This window comes from Turicibacter faecis (assembly GCF_037076425.1).
Lineage (GTDB): Bacteria > Bacillota_I > Bacilli_A > MOL361 > Turicibacteraceae > Turicibacter > Turicibacter faecis.
This window is the reverse complement of the sequence record NZ_AP028127.1, coordinates 2,142,281-2,164,474: the sequence shown is the minus strand read 5'-3', so window position 1 is coordinate 2,164,474 and position 22,194 is coordinate 2,142,281. Positions and strand designations below refer to the sequence as shown.

Here is a 22,194-nt window from a genome sequence, read left to right as displayed (position 1 = left end):
ACTGAATCTTGCTTTTTATTTACAATTTTCTTGAATTATTTTTGACCAGGGTAAAAAGTCCCCCAATAGCTGTGGATTTACTAAGAATTCGCAATTTGGAAGTTTTTCAAAAAGGTAGGTTAAATAACGATAGACATTTAATCCGTTGGCTTTGGCTGTTTCAATTAAGGTATATGCCATGGCGTTTGCTTGGGCCCCTTTGACACTCGTTGAAAAGAGGTAATTCTTACGTCCAACGACAACGGGTCTAATAGCTTGTTCGGCTAAATTATTAGAGATCTCTAAACGTCCATTTGACAAGAATTCTGTGAGTGCTCGTCTTTGGTTCTGGGCATAAACAATCGCTGTTTGTAACTTACCTTTAACCGTACGAATCCCTTCAATAAATTGATAAAAGGATTCAATGATTGGCCGAATTTTTGATTCTCTTTGGATTTGACGTTCCTCAGGGGAAAGGTGTATCAACTCTCGTTCTAACCGAAAGATTTGATTACAGAAGTGAACGGCTTGTTTGGCTTTCCCATGTTCCGTTGAAACCTCTTGAAATTTCCGGCGTGCATGTGCCCAACACCCCACGGTGGTCACATTTGGCAAATCTTTGTAAGCTATATAGCCATCACAATGAAGCCATCCTTTAAACGACCGAAGTAGTTCTAAAATAACAGACTTCGCGCGTGTTAAATCGGCGTGATAAAAAACAATGGGATGGGACACATCTTTGATGGTACGAATCAACCAAATTCGAGCCTCTGATGTAGCAGGTTTTCCATCCGAACGATTTAAAATCTGATAATATGTTTCATCCGCATGTAGGACCTCTTGTTGGCGTAATTTATCTAGAAATAGTTTATATAAAGGTTCTAGCCAATCAAAAGAGGCACGGATAATCCAATTAGAGAGAGTTTTCCGACTTACTTCTAATCCATAAGACGACCATTCTTTCTCTTGGCGATAAGTTGGTAATCCGAGTTCAAATTTTTGATGAAAAAGCCAAGCCAATGTTGTTGGTCCTGCTAAGCTACGTTGGATAGGTCCCTTAGGAACCTCGGCACAACGAATGGATTTAGCTTCAAGATTAGGATCATGACAATCACATTCGTAGGCATGTGAAATATAAACTTTCTTATATAATCGTGCAGGTACAAAACAGACTTCTTCACGAACAACCTTTTTCCCCATTGGTTTCATGGCCTGACCGCAATGGTCACATGTACAATCCTCTCCATGAAGTTCACAATGAACTTCTTCAATAGGTAAATCTTTCGTTAATTCTGCTTTACGACCAGATGTCTTACGACGGCGATACGTAATTTCCTCTGTCGGTTCATCCTTTGTCAGAGGTTCTTCTAATACAGGATCCCCAAAAAGGGTAAGCTGACCTGGATCAACCTTAGTTTTCTCGCTTGAGGATCCAAAAAGCTTTTTTGAAAGAAACTCAACCTGTTCAATAAGCGTATCAATTTTGTCGGTCTGCTCCATCATTTTTAATTGGAGCTTATTAATTTTTTCCTCTTTTTGGGCGAGTAGTTGAGCTTGTTGATCCAGTTTCTTTAATAGTTTCTGATTTTCTTCGATTAGTTTTGATTCAAACGTGTTCAACTTGGCTCACCTCTTTTCTAAATGATTTTATTAGTCTTAGTATGTCCAACTTTATATAGAAAATACAGGATTTATTACCATTTTTAATTAATGCATCCTTTGCGGGCGGGTTTGATAGCTTTAGGCTGTTGGATAGAGAGTCCCTCAAGTAACCAGCGAAGCTCCTGACTCGTTAACTTTTTGACTTCTTCTTGGTTTCGTGGCCATTGAAGGTTCCCATTCTCTAGCCTTTTATATAAGAGGATAAAGCCATCCGTATCCCAATAAAGTGCTTTAAATCGATCCTTTTTTAGACCACAGAAAAGAAATAAGGCATCATCAAATAAATCTAAATTATATTTATCCGTAATAATTCCCGCGAGACGATCAATCCCACAACGCATATCCGTCCGACCACAAACGACAAAAATATTTTTAACATGAGTGAAATCAACTAACATTTTTCATCAACTCCGTCAGAACTCTCCTTAAAAGATCGTCATTAATCCCAGGATAAAAAGTTATTTCACTTCCATTCAGTTGAACACAACAGATGGGAGTTCTTTTTTTAGTGGAATCTGTTTCAAGTTGAATCGGAACAATTAATGGACTTTCCTTCATAAAAATGACCTCCTTTTCTTTGATAGCTAAAGTATAGCTCAAAGTTGGAGGTCAAAATAGACATGTTTATATTACGCGCTTACGCTCTTTTTGTCTTACCCCATTATATTTTTTGAGTTTGTCATCAAATGCTTTAACCGTTGCATGTTTTCTGTGAAGGAATTTTTGCGCACGTCTATGTTGCATCATACTTTAGATAGGTATAACTCTATTCGACAGAATGTGCTGTTATAATTTTACCGTTTCTGTATGTTTCGGCTTTCAAGCTGTAAAGATTTTTTAATGTAAACAATATGTGCATAAGTCTGAGGTCGTTATCAATATCGGGAACGATAAGCGGTTGCTGTACAAGGTTTCAAGGATAGAATTCGTAGCAATATGGAGTAGTCGCAATAGGTATAAGTCGAAAAAGATAGCTTGCCACCGTTATCGAATGATACGGTATCAAGTGGGATAAAAGGATATGAACGAAAAGTATTTGTCTGTTTTTGATTTCAAACAACGGGAAAAAGAGGTTGCAGTTCTTGACGAAAAGATTGTAGACTATTGGCGATAAGTTGGACACGGCCCAGATAAAAACAGTTTGGTGAAAAGGAGAATGTCACACAAATGCTGTGAGTGTAGAAAATAGATAATATTACAGCGAGGGTAAGAGCGTTTGTCAATGCAGAATTGATATTCATCTAAAGTCAAGTTGTGCTATGCGAGTAATGTTATACAGTCATTTCCTTTTATCGAGTAGATTTTTTAACAATTAAAGAGTATAATAAGGGAAAAAATTACAATTTATCGAGGAGTAGCACAATGAATTTTGAATTAAGAATATTACAGTCTGAACATACTGTTCAATTTAAAGAAGATATGCAAATAGCTTTTCAACAAAGTGCGGTCGAAGGCTTCGGCGCAATAAATGAGCAGATTTTACCCGAATCGCATATAGACCGCTCCTTAAATGCAGAAGGTTCTGTGGCTTATGAAGCTGTTGTCGGTGGTGAACTTGTGGGTGGTGCTATTGTAGTGATAGACAAAAAAACACAACACAATTATTTAGATTTTTTGTATGTAAAGAACGGCATTCAAAGCAAAGGAATAGGTCAGGCTATCTGGAAAGCAATAGAGAAGTTACACCCTGAGACAAACGTGTGGGAAACTTGCACCCCATACTTTGAAAAGCGTAATATTCACTTTTATGTAAACAAATGTGGTTTTCATATAGTTGAATTTTTCAACAAGTGGCATAAAGATCCGAACGATTCGGACGATATTCCTATGGGTGATTATTTTGAGGGAATGTTCCGTTTTGAAAAGAAAATGAAATAATTAAATTACAATTTATAGGGGTATTTATGACCTAAATCGTCAATTTTAATCAGATAGCTGTATAGGGTGAGAAGAAAAAGCGTAGATAACCATAGAATATGGTTTCTACGCTTTTTATAGTTGTTTACTCATGATTAGATCGGTTTGTTCTTCTTCTCCCATGAAAAAGGAGTGGGCACCGATTACTTTAAATCCTAATGTTTCGTAAAAGGCGATTGCTTTAGGATTGTATTCCCAAACTCCGAGCCACATTAAATTTTTCTGATATTTTTTTGCTAATTGTTCAGCTGTTTCGATTAAATGACGACCAATACCTCGGCGTTTAAATGATTTTTTAATATAGATACGCTCCACTTCAAGAGCGTTTTCCCCCATTTTTTCTGATTGAGCGTCGTTAATATTTATTTTTAGATAACCTGCAAGTTCGTTATTAAAGTAAGCAAAGTAAAATTCTGAATGAGGATTTTCTAATTCTTTTTCTAATTTTGTAAGTTCATAGGCCGTATTGAGATAATCATTTAGACTTTTTTCAGAATTATTATCTTTGAATGTTTCTGTAAAGGTTTGAATACTCACCTCTTGTAAGTCTTGAACGTTATTTTTAGTGATTTTTTGTAGGTGAATTGACATAAGTTTTCTCCCTTCTTGCTCAGTTTATTAATATTCTCGTTTTTTTCCTTTTTTAACGTGTTCCCAGCTTACTTCAACATTTTTTCTAACCCGATGAAGGAGTGTCGCGAGTAGTAATTGTTCCTTTTCTGATAGACCGTTAACTGCTATTTGAGTTGAATAGTGATGTTCTTTCATAATAAGTGGGTAGATATTTTGGCCTTTTTCTGTTGGAAATAGGCATTTAATTTTTTTATTGATCGGATCTGCCTTTTTTTCAATGAGGTGATTAGCTTCTAACTTTTGTATGGCACGGGCGGCTGTTGTCCGATCAACTTTAATTAATTCTGACAGTTTTTCTAGAATGATTCCGGGGTTTTCACAGATGCGAACGAGATAGAGATATTGCCCCTTTGTCAAATCATACTCTTTAAATTCAATATTGCTAATAGAATCAAGTGAACGGGCAATCATCCCGATTTCTCTTAAGATATCTTTCATACTTTAAACCTCCAGTATAGACATATTCTATAATAATTTTGTTGCAAATACAACATTTTTAAAAGAAGATTAGATTTTTTGATAAATTTATGAACAGTTTTTCTATTATATGGTTTAAAAGATCTAAGAAGATGTATCCTTGATTGTACAACCTGTTATGAGCATAGAAAAAAACAACATTCAATGATGAGTGTTGTTTTTCGTTTAGTAGTGTGGGGAATTTAACACATTGGTTATTGGTTGTTTATAAATGTTTTAATTTTGTGATTAGTCCAGCGCTTTATTATTGGGGTAACTTCATTTTATAATAAAGATTCGATTTATGAGCTTTTTTATGGGGCGCACTTAATTAATATTACAATCTGGCACTTTAAAAAAAGCCCAGTCCTCGTAAGGGATCTAAGCCTAATCATCTAGTTCATTTGACTATATTCAGAGATGTCAATAGAGCTCTAAAAAAATAAATTAGATTATTAAAGGGTGTATATGTGAATAAGAATATGAAGATTATTTCATATTTCAAATGCCAGTCTATCTTTTTTCAATCTCCCTTATTTTTTCTTCAAGTTCTTTTAAATACCTCCGTGAAACGAGACAATGATAGTTACCTTTAAGATAAACTATTTTATTCTTTTTATCAATATGAGTGATGTTAGATACATTTACGACAAAAGAGCGATGACAACGGAAAAGTCGCTCGTCACTTTTTTCAAGTTCACTTAAACGCCCATAAAAATGTGTTGTTTTTTTAGGAGTTATTAAATTAATTTTATGAGCAACCTGAGCTGTTTCAAAATATAAGATGTCTGAAAAGGGTAGTTGGAATTTTGTATACTGATTTTTAAATATAAATGAATCCTCACTTATTGGCTTGTTTAAATATTCACTCGCAATTTTTAAACATTCTTCAATATTTTTTTTAAACATTAAATTATCTTGATCTTTCGTAATGAAATCTAGTGCGGAGACTTTATATTCGAATGTCTTAGGAGCCAATTCTGGATGCGTGGTTACAAATACAATCGTTCCATACGGGTCTTTCGCACGAATGAGTTGAGCAATTTCTAAACCTTTTTTAGTATAGTCATTAATTTCCAAATCTAAAAAATAGAGGTGATAATTCCCCATTGATGTTAACTCATCGAGCAATTTATCCGGGCTAGCTGTTGAAAAGAGACGTTGGCAGGGAATATTATTCTTTTTTATTAACTCATTAATGATTTTTTCTAAACGGCTTCTTTGAATAGGGTTATCCTCTAAAACAAAAATGTCCACGTTTTATCGCTCCTCGTTTTGTAATATTAACGTTTGAATAAATACTCCTGATTCGTACGATGTTTCTAGTCTAATGTATTTGTTCTCTTCTAAGAGTTGGTGGACATTATATAAGCCAATCCCTCTATCTTTTCCTTTAGAAGAATAGCCTTTGGTATAGATAGTTTGTAAATCTATTTTCCTGTCCTCACAATTATTTTCAATCTGTATTTGTTGGGCATCTCTATCTTGAATCATGATAATGGAGATATAGGGATGGTTTGTCGTACTGGCTCCTTCGATTGCATTATCTAATAAGATAGAGAAAACTCTATAAAATGAAAAGGTATCCATGTAAATTGAATTAATCGGATCTTCTATTTCTAATCGAACCTCAATGCCACTGTTTTGAGATTTAATAATTTTGGCAGTGAGTAGACTTTTAATTTCGACTACTTGAATCTTATGTAGCTGTCCTAAAATATAGTCATTACCTTTGACCAGCTGCTTAGTGGGTTGGATAATGCTTTGATAGACATCTTTTATAATTTCAATATTTTCTTGACGAATCCCTTCCTCTAAACTCAATAAAATATTGAGATAATCATGACGGAAACTATTTAAGTTAGTATAGAGTTGTTCAATTTGAAGAGTATACTCATGTAGTTGTTGATTTAATATACGTTCCTGTTTCATCTTGGCATCCTTGTTTAAGATATAGATTAAAGTCATAACGACCAAACCTAATAACACGGCATAAATGAAAAATAATAAACCTGTAAGGATAAGATGTTTTGGACTAAATCCCTGGATTTGTCCAAGAAAGATATTAAAATAAAAAATAACGAGGGTTAGTAAAAGAAAGCTAAGAATTAGACTCTGATATTTTCTATCTAGCGTTAGAAATTGACGGAATTTTCCGATTAAAGATTTAATAAAACAACAAATTAAGATACTTAGCATACTAGCGAGAAGCTCTACCGTAAGGAGCCTATCATAATGTACAATAAAAGAATTTAAAACCTTCTTAAGGACATACATTTCCATGATTTGTGAAAAGTAATCAGTTACCACTATTATAATTAATGGGACACATACTGATAGAATATTAGTAAACACTTGCTTAGTCTTCAAGGATAGCGAGATAATTAAAAATAAAATAACGACAAAGATCGCAAAAAATCCAATGACATTATAAAGAGGGAGTCCAATTATAGTAATGATTAATAACCAAATAATGAAATCCTTTATAGCTATTTTTTGAGGGGATAAAATACTGGCTCCTGTTAGTAATGTTACTAATTGTAAAAAGAGAATAAAATAAAGAGTCATTAAATAGTCTCCTCCAATTTTTGATTTACTCGCCGAGTCAATAATGCTTGAGGGATATCAGGCTCATAAGCAAATCCGATACAGGTAGTATCAATGGCTTTATCCCCTACTTTTGATGCGACTTTTCCTAACGATTTAGCGGTTTCTTGCCTAAGTTTATTCATCAAATGTTTCTGTATATTTTTCATAGTTGTTATAGCTCCTTTTTAAAATTTTATAGGTCAGGGGTAAAGTAAAAATAATTTGACTGAGGATTCCTAAAGTGATCATCTTTTTAATGTCAGGATTTTTAATCATTAAGGTGATGAAGAAAAGAATTAGGCAATGAATTAAGGATTGTTTACGTAATTTTTCTCTTCTTTGTCTATTAATTAAGGGTTGTTTTTCGGTATCCGCAGGTGCATAACGATTTAAACATAAAAAAGAAACCATAAAACTAATTATAATAAAATGATTGCTGAATATAAAATGACGTGAGAAATAAGGAAGTAGAACAAATAAAACAATACTAATAGTTGAACAATTTAAACTTGTTTTTGCATGGAGACCATGAGATTTAACTCTTAAAAAAAGATAGGAAGTGTGCAAAATGAGGGTTAAATAAAAGGTATTTAGTACAAAGGCTAAACCATAAATTACGGTTCCTTTTAAAAGGTTAATTAGTATAACTTCAATCCCTAATTTTATTTTTAAATATTCTAAATCATCTATTACAATGTTACGTTTAATCCAATCGGCTACCATAGTTGCGATGAATTCTACCCAATTTTTTTTTGAAAGAATCACATATTTAGTCATTTATTCATCCCCCTTATACACCAAAATTATACCATTTACTCTGCAGAATTTAAAAATAATAATTTCATTTATTGGTGTTTTTTTGTCGAAAATGAAGGAAGTATTGATTTGAAGTCTCAATATTTTATGTTTTGAAAGAAGGAGCCCTTGTATTATGTAGAAACATCCAAAGCAAATGAAGCTTTCGATGAGAAGAGGAGAGTAAAACTTAAGTGAAGGTGGCGAAGAAATATCTACAAATGAAATCAAATTTTTGGTTAGATAATTAGGTTTTAATTAGTCTGTATAAATGCCTTAGTCTTTAATAAAAAAGTTCTATGAAATCCTAATGGAATAGGTTCTTTTTGACCGTTTATGAGTAAAAAATGACCGTTTAGGAAAAAATATTGTTTTTATTTAGAAAAAATAATAAATTATAGGAGAAATAAAATTATGATTTGAGAGGGGAAAATCTATAGTTTGAATCATATTAAAAAGCAATCATAAAAATCTAATGGGAGCAGTTTTAATGAAAATGCGTTATTTTCTATATTCGATAGATACCCATTTGAAAATTTACTTAATATCTAGCTTTATTAAGGATATAACTTTCAAGAAAAAATCATTAATTTTATTTTGATAATCTACGGAACGATAGGAGAGATAGTATGTTAAAGAGGGTTGCTTTACTCGGTGTATTGTTTTCATTTTTTATGGTAGGTTGTTCAAATATTGATTCAAAAGTTTCAACAGAACTTGAATCAACGACTGAGAAATTTTTTAAGGAGATAAATGATTTATCTGATTATACGAATGAGTCAGAATTAGAGGCATTAAATAGTTACTTTACGGATGATAGCGCGGTTAAAGGTGACTTAATCGAGTATTTAACTGTTTATCAATTAGAGAATGAAAAAGAGGTACCTAATTACGAGGTTACGAAGATGGAAATTAAACCACAAGACGATTTATATCGCGTCCATGTTAAATACGATATGAAGTCTAAAGAAACAGACCAATTATTATATTCATCAGATTTGAATCTCTATTTTAAAGATGTTAACGGTGAAATGAAAATTGACACAGCTGATTATGGTGGATAAACCGAAGTAGAAGAGCGATATTGAGGGATAAGACAAAGAAGCAAGTGAGAATCATTTGCTTCTTTTTTTTATGGCGTATCTTTAAAATAAAATGATGTGATATCTTGATGGAGATAGAGCAATCTTCATGAATCAATAATTTTCTTTTATTAAGCGAATCAACGTTTTAAATATTGTTCCTTTTTTCTTTTTGACAGTCATATTTATTCGCTTTGTTTAATATACCGTAATGTATATGATTGTATTGTTTAGTTGGGGAGGAATAGATTAAATGAGTGAAGAAAATAAGGTGACATGGACAAATGAAGAAATTGATAGCCATGTTGATGAGTTAGTTCAAAAGGCATTAAAAGCGTTAGATGATTTTGAAACATTTAATCAAGAGCAAGTGGATTACATAGTGGCTAAATGTTCAGTAGCTGGACTTGATCAACATGGTGTATTAGCCGAAGCGGCCGTTAAAGAAACGGGACGTGGTGTTTTTGAGGATAAGGCAGTAAAAAATTTATTTGCCTGTGAATATGTCACAAATAATCTTCGTCATTTAAAAACGGTAGGAATTATTAATGAGGATGCTTTAACAGGAATTACTGAGATTGCTGAACCAGTTGGGGTTGTCTGTGGAATTATTCCAACAACTAATCCGACATCTACGGTTATTTTTAAATCGTTAATTGCCTTAAAAACGAGAAATCCGATTATTTTCTCTTTTCATCCATCGGCGTATGAATGTTCGGTTCAGGCAGCAACGGTAATTAGAGATGCAGCAATTAAAGCGGGGGCACCAGCTAACTGTATTCAGTGGTTAGGGATGCGCTCAATGTATGCGACAACTAGTTTAATGAATCATCCAGGGGTTGCGACTATTTTAGCAACTGGAGGAAATTCCATGGTTAAGGCTGCTTATTCATGTGGAAAACCAGCACTTGGGGTTGGAGCAGGGAATGTGCCTGCTTATGTTGAAAAAACATGTGTGTTAAAGCGTGCGGTTAACGACATTGTTTTATCAAAATCATTTGATAATGGGATGATTTGTGCATCTGAGCAAGCAGCGATTGTGGATCATGAAATTTATGATGCATTTATTGAAGAGATGAGTCGTTTTAAAGTGTATTTTGCGAATGATGAAGAAAAAGCAAAATTAGAAAATTATATGTTTGGCTGCCAAGCTTACGGTGAAAATGTTTCACAAGCTCGTTTGAATCCCGCTGTAGTTGGAAAGCCAGCTTCGTGGATTGCAGAGCAATCAGGATTTAATGTTCCTGAAGATACCCAAATTATTTGTGTCATTTGTCAAGAGGTTGGTCCAAATGAACCATTGACACGTGAAAAATTATCCCCAGTATTAGCGGTTTTAAAGGCGACATCGACAGAAGATGGACTTGCTAAATCAGCTGCTATGGTGGAATTTAACGGATTAGGACATTCGGCTGCTATTCATACACAAGATCATGACATTTCAATTCAGTTTGGGTTAAAATGTAAAGCGATTCGTGTAATCGAAAATGCACCTTCAACATTTGGGGGAATTGGATCAGTTTATAATGCCTTTATTCCATCATTAACGTTAGGATGTGGGTCTTATGGACATAACTCTGTTTCAAACAATGTGAGTGCGGTGAATTTATTAAATATTAAACGGATTGGTCGTCGAAATAACAATATGCAGTGGATGAAATTACCTCCTAAAATTTACTTTGAGCGTAATTCTATTCGCTATTTACGTGACATGAAAGAGATGGAGAAGGCGATGATTGTCACAGATCGTGGAATGTATAATTTAGGCTATGTGGATAAAGTTGAGGATGTTATTAAGCGTCGTCGTAATAAGGTAGATTTGGAATTATTCTTTGATGTTGAACCAGATCCAAGCATTGAGACAGTTAATGCGGGTGTTGAATTGATGAGAAAGTTCCAGCCTGATACAATTATTGCCTTAGGTGGGGGATCTTCAATGGATGCGGCTAAGGTGATGTGGTTGATGTATGAGCACCCAGAAGTAAACTTTGATGACATTAAACAGAAGTTTATGGATATTCGTAAACGTGCCTTTAAATTTCCGGAGTTAGGGAAAAAAGCGCGTTTAATTTGTATTCCAACAACATCTGGAACAGGTTCAGAGGTTACCCCATTTGCGGTTATTACAGATAAGTCAGAGAATAAAAAGTACCCATTAACGGACTACTCTTTAACTCCAACCGTAGCTATCGTGGATCCTGAGTTTGCTAAAACAATGCCGGCATCGATTGCAGCAGACACGGGGATTGATGTGCTGACACATGCTATTGAGGCGTATGTTTCAATTTTAGCTTCTGACTTTACAGATGGATTAGCTAAACAGGCTGTTAAATTAGTGTTTGATTATTTAGAACGCTCAGTTAAAAATGGTAAAAACGATCCGGAAGCACGCGAAAAAATGCATAATGCTGGGACGATTGCGGGAATGGCCTTTGCCAATGCGTTTCTTGGAATGAATCACTCACTGGCTCATAAAATCGGTGGGGAATGGCACGTCCCTCATGGGCGCACCAATGGGATTTTATTACCTCATGTCATCCGTTATAATGGAACGATTCCAACCAAATTAAATATCTGGCCTAAAATTGAAAACTATAAGGCAGATATTAAATATATGGAGTTAGCCCAATTAATTGGTTTAAATCCACAAACACCAGAAGAAGGTGTACGGATGTTTGCGGATGCTTGCGAAGAGTTATGTAAGAAAGTTGGAGTTCCAGCCAATATTAAGTCTCAGGGGATTGACCAAGATGCCTGGGAGGAATCTGTTCATCGTATGGCAATGAATGCTTATGAGGATCAATGTACGCCAGCCAATCCTCGTATGCCAATGGTTCATGACATGGAAGCTATCCTGCGTTTAATTTATGATTATGAAAGTAAGTTTTAAAAAAGAGCCTAAGGGCTCTTTTTTTTCGCAACAGGGTATAAAAAATTAAGTCATATTCTTAAGACAAAAATCCATATAATAGATAGAGGATTTAGACGTGCTTAAAAGTTCGAGATAAATGCTAATTTACCAGAGGATAACATTCATAAAAGAAATCATTGAATTCTTAAAATAAAGGGGAGATTTGCAATGAAAATTGTGATCGTAGGATTAGGTGTTATTGGGGGTTCGTTTGCGATGGCACTTAAGGAGGCAGGGTATCGAGAGGTTTATGGGATAGATACAAACGCTCAAACGCTACAAAAGGCGAGAGAGATGGGGATTATTAGGGAGGGACAAACGGTGGGTGATCGACTGCTTAGAGATGCGGATTTAGTTATCCTAGCCATTTATCCACAACTCATGAGGTCTTTTATTCAAAATCATCTTCAGCATTTAAAGCCAGGGTGCGTGATTACGGATGCAACAGGAATTAAGGGGATGTTTATCGAGGATATACTAGCAATGCTGCCTGAAGAAATTGATTTTGTATTCGGTCATCCGATGGCCGGACGAGAGAAAAAGGGAATTGATTTTGCATCACATCAGGTGTTTAAAGGGGCTAATTATTTAATTACGCCCACAAAGAAGAATAAAGAAAAAAATATTGAATTAATTGAGGGTCTTGCTTATGAAATGGGATTCAAAAAAGTAAGGCGTATCACTCCCTCTTTTCATGATGAGATGATCGGTTTCACATCTCAACTTCCGCATGCTATTGCTGTTGCTTTAATAAATAGTGATGAGGAGGGACGTGACACGGGGAGCTTTATCGGGGATAGTTATAGAGAGCTAACACGCATTGCAAATATTAATGAGGATTTATGGAGTGAACTTTTTTTAGGAAATAAGGACAATTTATTAAAGGCCATTAACAACTTTGAACTAGAGTTAGATCTTATTAAAAAAGCTATTCATGATTATGATATAGAAACACTTAAGCAGTACTTTAGAAAGTCAACTAAAAGGAGAGAAGGGTTAGATAGTTAGTACTCATCCCCTCTCGTTTACATTAACTATGTGGTTTAATGGAGGGATTATGATGAAAAGTCGCAATATTTTTGAACGTGATCGGGCCGGCGAAGAAATTACGCATCAGGATGAGGGGTACTATAAGATTAGAGAACGAATAGATGAGGTGCAAAAGATATTATTTGAGCTAAATGGTAATTACCATACTGATGAAGAAATTCGTAATCTATTTTCGCAATTAACTGGGTGCGTAGTGGATCCAACCTTTCGTATTCGGCTTCCGTTTTACACGGATTTTGGGAAGAATATTAAAATCGGTAAAAATGTTTTCGTGAATCATGGATGTACATTTATGGATCGTGGAGGAATTATATTAGAGGATGATGTTCTCATTGGGCCTAAAGTTAATTTAATAACGATTAATCATCCATTGACTCCTCGAAAACGTCACGCAACGGTGTCTAAACCGATTGTGGTGAAAAGAAATGCTTGGATTGCTACAGGGGCCACTGTTGTTCCGGGGGTAACGATTGGGGAAAATGCAGTTGTTGCAGCGGGGGCTGTTGTCACAAAGGATGTTTTAGCAAATACTGTGGTCGCAGGGGTGCCTGCTAGGGTCATTAAAACGATTGATGATACAGGGGATAAAAGGTTTTGAGGTAATTCTTTGGATTAACTTGTTCGATAATAAATAAGATAAAGCTCGTAGAAAGTGCCATAATGAGTATGGTTAAAATTTTACGAGTTTTTTTAGGATAGAAAGTGAGAAAGGATTGGTCGATGAAAGGGGAATAAAGCTTATTTTCTTTGAGGAAAGAAAGGAAATTAAATCAGTTATCAGATAAACTTCTGTTTTATTGTCTTAAAAAAATCCACCTATTTAACAATTTCTAGTTTTTTTTATAAAATATGGTACAATCAAAAAGTATCTAAAAGGATAGAATTTTTGGTCAATTTGTTAGGTTATGATCTTACTTCCCCCGATTGAGCAAATTACCTCATCCGATTGATAGCGAATTTTTTAATTTGGGAAAGGTTAAGGGTGATATTGATGAAATTAGTAAATAGGGCGATATTTTTACTAAGCGTAATTTCCTTAGTTATTTCAATGGTTTTGTTCTATAATTTAGGGATATATTGTGATGAGTATAATGCATCGCCTGAGATGATTTATGGAGGGAATTGGGGACTTTTATTAGAATGGGGAAATTTAATTATTCTGTTTTTCATTTGTTTATTAGCGGGATTGCGTTTATTTCGAAAGTGATAATCTTTCATTTTTGAAATTTAATAGAAAATTAAAAAGTGACTATCTGATGGAAGATAGTCACTTTTTCTCTTTAACGATAAAGTTTTGAGACAACTGTTTGATAGTTATCTTTGTTTCGTACACCATTTAATAGCACACTTGCTTTAGAAATATCCTTAAATAGAATACCGTAGATTAGTTGGTTATCTTTAAAATATAATTTTTTAAATTGTCCTGTCTCAGGATTTTTATCCACAAGGGTTTGAAAGGTATCTAAGTTTTCATTTGGGTATTTACCAACTGCGAATACTTCTGTATCAAAGGCAACAAGAGATAGTGGTTCACATACATTTTGGAATGTTTTTGAATCACCAACAGCGTTGCTTCCTGCTACTTTGGCCTGTTCAATAGCAGGAGACCATAGGTTTGTAGAGATCCCTTCAAACTCGGCGACATCACCGCAAGCGTAAATATTCGGGTTAGATGTTTGCATTTGATCATTGACAACAATCCCACGGTTGACTTCCAGGTTAGCTTGAGAAGCTAGTTGTGTATTTGCACGAACCCCTGCACTAATGACAACAACGTCAGTATTAAGTGTTTCATTAGCTAATTTAACGCCTACCACCTTTTGATCGTTTGTAAGGATTTCTTCTACCTTCGCCTCAGTTCTTATTTCAATCCCCTTTTGAGATAGGATATGTTGAATAAAATGAGAAGCATCGCTATCTAATTGTGTTTTCATTAGGCGATCACTAACTTCTACAATGGTAACCTTAAGTCCTAATTCCTGTAAAGCATCAGCGGCTTCAAGACCTAGCACCCCTCCGCCAATAATAACCGCGGACTTTTTGTGTTGCGCATACTCGCGAAGTGCAAGTGCATCTGTTTTATATTTAATAGAAAATACACCTAAAGCATCAGCGTTTTTAATTGGTGGGATAAAGTTTGAGGACCCTGTTGCTAAAATTAATTTATCGTAGGCGATTGTTTCTCCGTTTTCAAGAACTAATGTGCGTTCATCTGCATTTAAAGTCGTTACAGTTGAGTTAAGTAAGAGATGGATATTATGATTTGAATACCACTCCTTGGCATTTAAATTAAATTCCTCATCTGCAAGATCGTGCACAATTAAATCAGATAGAGAGGGACGGTAATAAGGATAACTAGATTCTGAACTAATCATCGTAATTGAGGCAACCTCGTTGCGTTGACGGATTGTGTTTGCCGCCGTCATCGCTGCGACCCCTCCACCGATAATGACGAATTTTTCATTAGCTGTTGATTTAAAGTTAATGACTTCTTCTTCATAGAGTTCAAATAAATCAGATCCCACTCCACAAGCAGGGCAAATTTCTGGAGGTAATACACCCGGATAAACTTCTCCACAAACGATACAACGCCATAAGACAACCTTACCACTTGGATTTAATTCTTCAACATTTAAAGCTATTGAAGTTTCCTTTTTACGTTCCGGAACCGTGTCTGTTAATAGACAGTTAGCAAAGAGCTTACCAAATTCAATTGCAGCCTCTGTTTCGCTTTTTGAGGCACGGAATTTTATTTTAAATCCATCAATTACTTTCATTCGAAGTTGGTGTAAACGATCCATAATATTATCTACACCTTCGCCACTCCAACCGTATGAACCAAAGGCAGAGACAATTTTTCCACCATGTACGATAGGATTTAGATTAATGGATAAATCCCAAATAATCGGTAATGCATCGCCATTGATTGTACATGTTCCAAATAAGATTCCATCGGCATCAGCAAAGTGATGAAGGATTTCATCCTTTTTCTGTGGATAGTTTAATAAATCGAGATTATAAGGGAGAATTTCAATTGTAGAGTCTACTTCATGAATTCCTTTCATAATAGCTTCCGCAAGCTCACCTGTATATCCATAGGCAGAAACATAAGGAATAACAACCTTTTTGACCTCTTTTTTAGTTGCGGGTGTTGACCATTGTTGATAAGTTGAAATAATTTCATCAATTCGGGTATCCAAAACAGGTCCGTGCCCTGTACAGACCATCGATAATTTTAAGTCTTTGATTTTATCGATGGCTTTAAGAACATAAGGCTTAAACGGTGAAAAAATGGCCGTGTAGTAATACAGTAGAGCATCTTGATAAGCCGCTTCTTCCGATTGAGGTACTTCTGATAATTTAATTCCCGATTTTGGGCTATAGTGAGAGCCGAATGAATCACAAGTAAATAAGACGTGCTCATCTGGCATATACGTGTAGATGGAGTCTGGCCAATGTAAGAAAGGTGCTTTAATAAATTCAAATGTTTTATTACCTAATTTGAACGACTTAAGTTCTTCTGTGGTTTGATAGTTAAAATCTATATTTAAAATATCTTTTAAGTAGGTAATCGCCGTTTTAGAACCAATAACAGTTAAATGAGGGATACGGTTAATGAGTTTTCCAATAGATCCAGCGTGATCGGGTTCGGTATGGTTGGTAATAATGTATTTAATTTGATTTAAATCCCCGATTTTTTCTTCAATTTTTTGTAAATAGGCATCAAAGAACTTTTCCTTGACCGTTTCAACCAAAATGGCTCCTTCCGTCGTTTGAACCAAGTAAGAGTTATAGGTTGTTCCGTATTTTGTTTCCATGATGATATCGAATACATCTAAGTGAGGATCTAAAATACCTAACCAAAAAATATCATTTGTTAAATTGACAGATTGAATCATAAACTCCCTCCAATATTTCATCATAATAAGATTAAAGAAATAAATACCCGTTTGTGAAAAAAATATTTATTTCATAAGTATAAAATACCTAAAAATAAATAAATTCACAAGTGAGATGCTCTTTTATTTTTAAAAGATGTTTGATTGAGTGCTATTAATAAGGGAACCCCCCAATTCAAATGATGTATGGGGAAGCCCGGATATTTGTATTCTTTCAATAGAATAAATAGGAAGATAGGGGGATCGTCTATCTCTAAAATACTATTATTTTTTTATAGACTGTGTAAAAAAGGGAATTTTATACCATAATAAATAAAATGATATGGCGGGAAGGATTGATTGGGATGAAGGCAACTGAATTAAAAATGAATTCTTTATATCGTACAGTGGAATTATTTAAAGATTTAAAACCGTGGGAGGTTATTAGCGAATATCAGTTATTTGCGATTGAGGATCCGGTGACACATGTAATGGGATTTTGTTCTATTCAAGGAAAAAATACTGCTAGGGTAGGATTAAAGGTTTATATGGGGCTAGAGGGATTACGTCATTATAATGAGGGACTTGAATTAGATGACTCGCAATCCTCAATACAGAGTACAGGGAATATTTTATCGAAGGAAACATGCCTATCTGTGATTTTTAACCAAGATGATACTCAATTTTATGATTGTCAATATGGGGTTGTTAATCGCAGTATCAGTAATGAGTGGCAAGTAAATTTTCTAGAAACAGTCTTAAATCAAGTTTTAGAGTTAGTTAATTTAATTAAGGAAACGCCCTCATTTTCATTAGAAGAGAATCAAATTCTCATGAGATTAAAGGATCCAGCAGGACGATGGAAAACTTTAAAAGTTTCCCTAGCAACCTTTTTGAAGCAATTAAACGAAGAAGAGGTACCTTATCAAAATGAATTGGAGGCTTATCGTATTTCGAAGTTACCGCAAACCAATTTAGTATTTGAGGTTACTCAGTTTTTGATGCCACGTATAATGGAAGACTCTCACGAATCTCGCGGTTACGCTCCGCTGGTGACAGTCATTTTAGAACAGGAAACTAAACAGTTAATTTTTGTTGAAATGTCCTCACCTAGTCGGGAAAATCAAGAGCAAATTTTATCACAGGTCGCTAAAACGCTACTTCATGAATTAGAGTTTAGGCCAAAAGCTTTCGTTACCGATTGTGATGCAGTCATGAGGCAATTTAAAGATTTTGCGGGTCAAACGAAGATTAATTTATTACGCGTTCAAGAGTTAAAAGTGGCAAATCAGTTTGCTGATGATTTAATGATGGTGGACCGTCAACTATCTACATTTGTGAAAGAAGATGAATTTGAGCGAGAAATAGACGTGGTTTTATCAACAAGTAAAGAAATCTGTCAACGTATTTTATCGAGTGATGTATTAAGTCGTGAATTAACAGATAAAGGAAAAAATCAATTTGAAAATATTGTAGAGTTATTTCATGTCGTCATGTTAGGGCATTTTCATGAGTTGCCAGACCATTGGAGTATAGAAAATGTAGAGCTTGCTTGTAAAGAGGTGCTGCCTAGTTTATTAGGGGAAGAGGAGCTTCAACTCGTTCCTGAAGTTTTGTCACATTACTTGAATATTGTAGGAGAAGCCGAAAAAAATTCTAATTATGAAATCATTGAGCAATGTGTTAGACGATGCTATTTATAAAAAAAAGATATCTTGCTTAGCAAGATATCTTTTTTTATTTTTTGGCATTTGGACGCTTGAAGATTAAAGATTGAATAATTGTCATAATTGATCCTGTTAAGAAATAAAGACCAAATGCAAATGGTGTTCCGATTGTAATAGAGAACATGGCAAATGGAAAATAGTAAGTCATAATTTTCATCATCATATTATTTGTTTGATTTTGTTGACCATTCATACTAGCAGCCATGCTCTTATTCATTAAACGTTGTGAATAAACTGTTAATCCCGCTACAACAAAGGCTAAGATATAATTTGGTACTGTTGCAGTAGCCCCTAAGTTGATTCCAAAGAATTCAGCAGCAGCAGCGTTATGAATGAGTGGATGACGAGAAATAGCTTGATAGAATGCTAAGAAAACTGGCATTTGTAAGAATGGAAGTAAGCATCCTGCCATTGGGTTATAATTATATTTTTTATAAAGCTCCATCATTTCTTGCTGCATTTTGACTTGTGAAGCTTGATCCTTTTTATTTTCATATTTCTTTTGAATGCGTTGCATTTGCGGCTGAATTTCTTGCATGACAGCCATTGATTTATTTGACTTTGCATAAAGTGGCATTAAGACTAAACGTACAATAGCTGTTGCTAAGATAATAGCGAATCCTAAGTTGTTAGATAATAACTTATAGAGTAAGGTAATAAAGCTAGCAAGCGGTAAGACGAATACCTTATCCCATAATCCCGATGCCGTTTCTGTTGTGATGGGTTCTGATGAGATAGCACACCCAGATAATAGTCCGGCGACTAGCACAAAACATAATACTAAACTTAACTTCTTTTTCAACGAAAATTCCTTCTTTCCCCTAATGTGTATTTTGTATATTGCTAAATAATAGACATATAAACAATATTATAAACCAAATAATGCTATAAAATACTAACAATAAGGGTATTATAAGTTAAAATAGAGTCTAATTCAATAAAAATTATGTGAAATTCAACTTAAAAGTGAAATTGCTTAAATTTAACATGATTCTCTACGTAATGACATATTATTTAAGTAGAAGGGGTTAAAATGGAAGTAGAGAGGATGATTTGTCATGGGGATTGCTACGAATTTTGAGTTACATAGATTGTACGAAGCGGCAATTGCTTTTAAGAAGTTGCAACCGTGGAAATGGATGTATGCCTCTCAAGTTTTTATCATTCATGATGACGAGAGAGATATAGATGGATTTTGTAGTATTATGGGAATGATGGGGGAATATTTTTCTTTATCAGTTTATTTAGGGGAGTCGGGGTATCAATCTTATCGTTATTTATACGATAAGGCTAGTCTTGCCTATATGGATCATATTTTTATGAAAGCAGAAGTTAAAAAAAACTGTTTAGTCGTTAATTTTGTCGATTACAGTGCATTAACGGAGCACGATGAGGAACAGGCAGAGTTTTTAGGCTATCAATTGAAAGGGGAGACGAAATGTCCTCAGTTTCGTTATCATCATCCGGGAATTTATTCCTGGTATTTAACCGATTCGTGGCAGTGTCGGTTTTTAACAAAGGCTTTAGAACAAGCAGTTGTTGTTGCTAGACTAGAGTTGACGAATAATTTACAAGTTCCAGAAGTTTATGATAGTAAGTATTATTTGAGATATTTTAGCGAAGATGAAGGTTGGAAAGGAACTTTTGTCGATTCTCATTTATATAAAAAATCACCGTCACCTAAAAAAACAATTTTTCAAAATGATTTATTAGCTTATCGTTTAAAGAAACTTCCGAAATTATTAATTACGTTGGAGGCCATTCAATTTTATTTACCTAATCCTGTTGTTGAAATTGGATCCGGTCAACCATTCTTTATGTTAGTCACCGCCTTAGTTGATTCTGAAGAGGGGCAATTGTTTTATTTAGACGTACAAGAGACGGCGGCTTTATATCTTTCGGATACGGTGACCGAGCTAGCTAAACAGTTTCTTGAATTGAAAATTCGTCCATGTGAAATTATAGCTGAAGATGAGGATACATACGCCCTATTAGAGGATATATGTAAACAAATTGATGTTAAGTTGTCGATTGACTCTCACGTTACGCGAGCCCATGAGTTTGCAGAATATATTTTTGAAGAATTACAAAATGCGACATCGTCTAATGTAAAGGTGATTGAGAGTGAACAAAGTGATATTGATAAATTAGTATCTTTTGCGGATCAAATTACCGATACGTTAACACTTCAAAATGCTTTAAATAATTTAAGTGAGCAAGCCCAGGCGCAGTATCGTTTAATTACACAGACATTTGTGTTAGCTATGTACACCATCCGGGATCAAATTCCGAGTGAATGGACGGGTGATGCTGTTAAAGATATTTGTCTAAATGTTCTGCCAGAACAGCTTGAACAACCCGTACTCTCTCAATGTAAACCGGTACTATCACATTTTTTAACGGCTTTAGGAGAAGATGATATTATTCCAAATTATCGATCATTGTTATTAGTTATTAATAATTGTTTGTAGGTTATTATCCTTATTATATATAAAAGAGGGACCGCTCCCTCTTTTTTTATATGCGTGTGTTTAGTTTTAAAAGATGTGATAAGATTATTTTTATTGCACCACGCGACTAACTTATGGAATACTACTATTATAAAAAAACAGCGTTCAAGAGAAAGGAAAGATTAAAATGAAGGAGATTTATCCGAAACTTATTTCATTTTTAGAAGGGGAACTCTCACAAGATACAAGTGGTCATAGTCTTGATCACGCACTGAGGGTGTACCATAATGCGAAAGCTATTTTAAGTGTGGAGGGCGGAGATGAACGAATCGTCCTTATTGCTGCACTTGTACACGATGTTATTGACCCAAAATTGTTTGACGATGTTGAAGAACAAGAGAAAAAGCTTATTGATGTTTTAAAGGCAATGGGTTGCGGTCAGGAGGAGATAGGATCTATTCAATATATTATTCAAAATATTTCTTTTAAAGGCGGACATGCGCAACCGCTAAAAAATCTTGAAGCAAAGATTGTTCAAGATGCGGATCGTCTTGATGCCATTGGGGCAATAGGTGTGGGAAGAACATTTATGTATGGTGGAGCAAAAGGAGCTAAGATGCATGATGATAAACTTCCGGTTATGACGTTTGAAAACGAATTGGAGTATCGTCGACACCAGGGGACGGTTATTAATCACTTTTATGAAAAATTATTTAAACTTAAAGACTTAATGAATACGGAAACGGCGAAGGAGATAGCTAATAATCGTCATCGTTTTATGGAGGTTTTTGTAGAACAATTTCTAAATGAATGGAATGGAGAAGCCTAAGTTTAGCCTCTCTTAGTTAAATGTCGTAAAAAGGTGAGATAGAAAATTTAAATTTCTACATGAATAGACATTGACTTTTATTACCTAATCTTCTATAATACTTGTGAAAGCTTTAATTCGGTCCCGTGAGGCTGAGAAGACACGTTTAAAAGATAATAGAATCTATTACCCAACTAGGGAATTCGTGTATCCTCTTTTAGCCTACCTAATAAAGCTAAGAGAGGATTTTTTTTGTT

General features: G+C 34.6%; 19 protein-coding genes. 8 read left to right on the top strand and 11 right to left on the bottom strand.

Going from position 1 to position 22,194, the window contains the following annotated elements:
* Window positions 1-15: 15 nt before the first annotated feature.
* The 3 genes from tnpC to AACH31_RS10555 form a co-directional block, all read right to left on the bottom strand.
* Window positions 16-1,599, bottom strand: coding sequence for an IS66 family transposase (tnpC, locus tag AACH31_RS10565; protein ID WP_262953973.1), 1,584 nt, complete (start codon window positions 1,597-1,599; stop codon window positions 16-18).
* 83 nt (window positions 1,600-1,682) lie between these two features.
* Window positions 1,683-2,039, bottom strand: coding sequence for an IS66 family insertion sequence element accessory protein TnpB (tnpB, locus tag AACH31_RS10560; RefSeq protein ID WP_161832238.1), 357 nt, complete (start codon window positions 2,037-2,039; stop codon window positions 1,683-1,685).
* Window positions 2,029-2,199, bottom strand: coding sequence for a hypothetical protein (locus tag AACH31_RS10555; protein ID WP_161832239.1), 171 nt, complete (start codon window positions 2,197-2,199; stop codon window positions 2,029-2,031). The genes tnpB and AACH31_RS10555 overlap by 11 nt, the downstream gene beginning before the upstream one ends.
* Before the next feature lie 804 nt (window positions 2,200-3,003).
* Between AACH31_RS10555 and AACH31_RS10550 the strand changes: the two genes are divergently transcribed.
* A complete protein-coding gene (locus tag AACH31_RS10550) occupies window positions 3,004-3,519 on the top strand; it encodes a GNAT family N-acetyltransferase (protein WP_161832240.1) in 516 nt (171 codons plus the stop codon).
* A 114-nt stretch (window positions 3,520-3,633) separates the two neighbouring features.
* Here AACH31_RS10550 and AACH31_RS10545 read toward each other — a convergent pair whose 3' ends face one another.
* The 6 genes from AACH31_RS10545 to AACH31_RS10520 form a co-directional block, all read right to left on the bottom strand.
* Window positions 3,634-4,149 (bottom strand): GNAT family N-acetyltransferase, encoded by a 516-nt coding sequence (locus AACH31_RS10545; RefSeq protein WP_161832241.1) that lies wholly within the window; start codon window positions 4,147-4,149, stop codon window positions 3,634-3,636.
* 27 nt (window positions 4,150-4,176) lie between these two features.
* On the bottom strand, window positions 4,177-4,629 hold the full coding sequence (locus tag AACH31_RS10540) for a MarR family winged helix-turn-helix transcriptional regulator (protein WP_161832242.1): 453 nt from the start codon (window positions 4,627-4,629) through the stop codon (window positions 4,177-4,179).
* Window positions 4,630-5,160: 531 nt separating this feature from the next.
* Window positions 5,161-5,904: a response regulator transcription factor gene (locus AACH31_RS10535; protein ID WP_161832243.1), complete on the bottom strand. Its 744-nt coding sequence runs from the start codon at window positions 5,902-5,904 to the stop codon at window positions 5,161-5,163.
* Window positions 5,905-5,907: 3 nt separating this feature from the next.
* Window positions 5,908-7,215 carry a sensor histidine kinase gene (locus AACH31_RS10530; protein ID WP_161832244.1) on the bottom strand — a complete coding sequence of 436 codons (1,308 nt, stop codon included), beginning with the start codon at window positions 7,213-7,215 and terminating at the stop codon, window positions 5,908-5,910.
* The gene (locus tag AACH31_RS10525; RefSeq protein WP_161832245.1) at window positions 7,215-7,403 is read right to left on the bottom strand and encodes a cyclic lactone autoinducer peptide; all 189 of its coding nucleotides are present in this window, start codon (window positions 7,401-7,403) and stop codon (window positions 7,215-7,217) included. Before AACH31_RS10525 ends, AACH31_RS10530 begins: the two co-directional genes overlap by 1 nt.
* Complete coding sequence (locus AACH31_RS10520; RefSeq protein WP_161832246.1) at window positions 7,372-8,013, bottom strand: accessory gene regulator B family protein; 642 nt, start codon at window positions 8,011-8,013, stop codon at window positions 7,372-7,374. Before AACH31_RS10520 ends, AACH31_RS10525 begins: the two co-directional genes overlap by 32 nt.
* Window positions 8,014-8,660: 647 nt before the next feature.
* On the opposite strand from AACH31_RS10520, the gene AACH31_RS10515 reads away from it, so the two are divergent.
* The 4 genes from AACH31_RS10515 to AACH31_RS10500 all read left to right on the top strand — a co-directional run bounded on the left by AACH31_RS10515 (window position 8,661) and on the right by AACH31_RS10500 (window position 13,672).
* Complete coding sequence (locus AACH31_RS10515) at window positions 8,661-9,095, top strand: hypothetical protein (RefSeq protein ID WP_161832247.1); 435 nt, start codon at window positions 8,661-8,663, stop codon at window positions 9,093-9,095.
* Between the two features lie 271 nt (window positions 9,096-9,366).
* Window positions 9,367-12,003: a bifunctional acetaldehyde-CoA/alcohol dehydrogenase gene (gene adhE / locus AACH31_RS10510; protein ID WP_161832248.1), complete on the top strand. Its 2,637-nt coding sequence runs from the start codon at window positions 9,367-9,369 to the stop codon at window positions 12,001-12,003.
* Between the two features lie 189 nt (window positions 12,004-12,192).
* On the top strand, window positions 12,193-13,032 hold the full coding sequence (locus AACH31_RS10505; protein ID WP_338617599.1) for a prephenate dehydrogenase: 840 nt from the start codon (window positions 12,193-12,195) through the stop codon (window positions 13,030-13,032).
* Window positions 13,033-13,084: 52 nt separating this feature from the next.
* Window positions 13,085-13,672 carry a DapH/DapD/GlmU-related protein gene (locus AACH31_RS10500; RefSeq protein ID WP_161832250.1) on the top strand — a complete coding sequence of 196 codons (588 nt, stop codon included), beginning with the start codon at window positions 13,085-13,087 and terminating at the stop codon, window positions 13,670-13,672.
* Window positions 13,673-14,354: 682 nt separating this feature from the next.
* On the opposite strand, the gene AACH31_RS10495 is transcribed toward AACH31_RS10500, so the two are convergent.
* The gene (locus AACH31_RS10495) at window positions 14,355-16,973 is read right to left on the bottom strand and encodes an FAD-dependent oxidoreductase (protein ID WP_262953864.1); all 2,619 of its coding nucleotides are present in this window, start codon (window positions 16,971-16,973) and stop codon (window positions 14,355-14,357) included.
* Between the two features lie 344 nt (window positions 16,974-17,317).
* Here AACH31_RS10495 and AACH31_RS10490 point away from each other — a divergent pair, with 344 nt between their 5' ends.
* Window positions 17,318-18,655: a DUF7309 domain-containing protein gene (locus AACH31_RS10490; RefSeq protein ID WP_161832252.1), complete on the top strand. Its 1,338-nt coding sequence runs from the start codon at window positions 17,318-17,320 to the stop codon at window positions 18,653-18,655.
* A gap of 34 nt (window positions 18,656-18,689) precedes the next feature.
* Here AACH31_RS10490 and AACH31_RS10485 read toward each other — a convergent pair whose 3' ends face one another.
* Entirely contained in the window at window positions 18,690-19,481 is a 792-nt protein-coding gene (locus AACH31_RS10485; protein ID WP_161832253.1) for a YidC/Oxa1 family membrane protein insertase, read from the bottom strand.
* 256 nt (window positions 19,482-19,737) lie between these two features.
* Here AACH31_RS10485 and AACH31_RS10480 point away from each other — a divergent pair, with 256 nt between their 5' ends.
* Together AACH31_RS10480 and AACH31_RS10475 are read left to right on the top strand one after the other, a co-directional pair.
* Complete coding sequence (locus AACH31_RS10480; RefSeq protein ID WP_161832254.1) at window positions 19,738-21,150, top strand: DUF7309 domain-containing protein; 1,413 nt, start codon at window positions 19,738-19,740, stop codon at window positions 21,148-21,150.
* A 166-nt stretch (window positions 21,151-21,316) separates the two neighbouring features.
* Window positions 21,317-21,958: an HD domain-containing protein gene (locus AACH31_RS10475; protein WP_262953865.1), complete on the top strand. Its 642-nt coding sequence runs from the start codon at window positions 21,317-21,319 to the stop codon at window positions 21,956-21,958.
* Window positions 21,959-22,194: the final 236 nt, after the last annotated feature.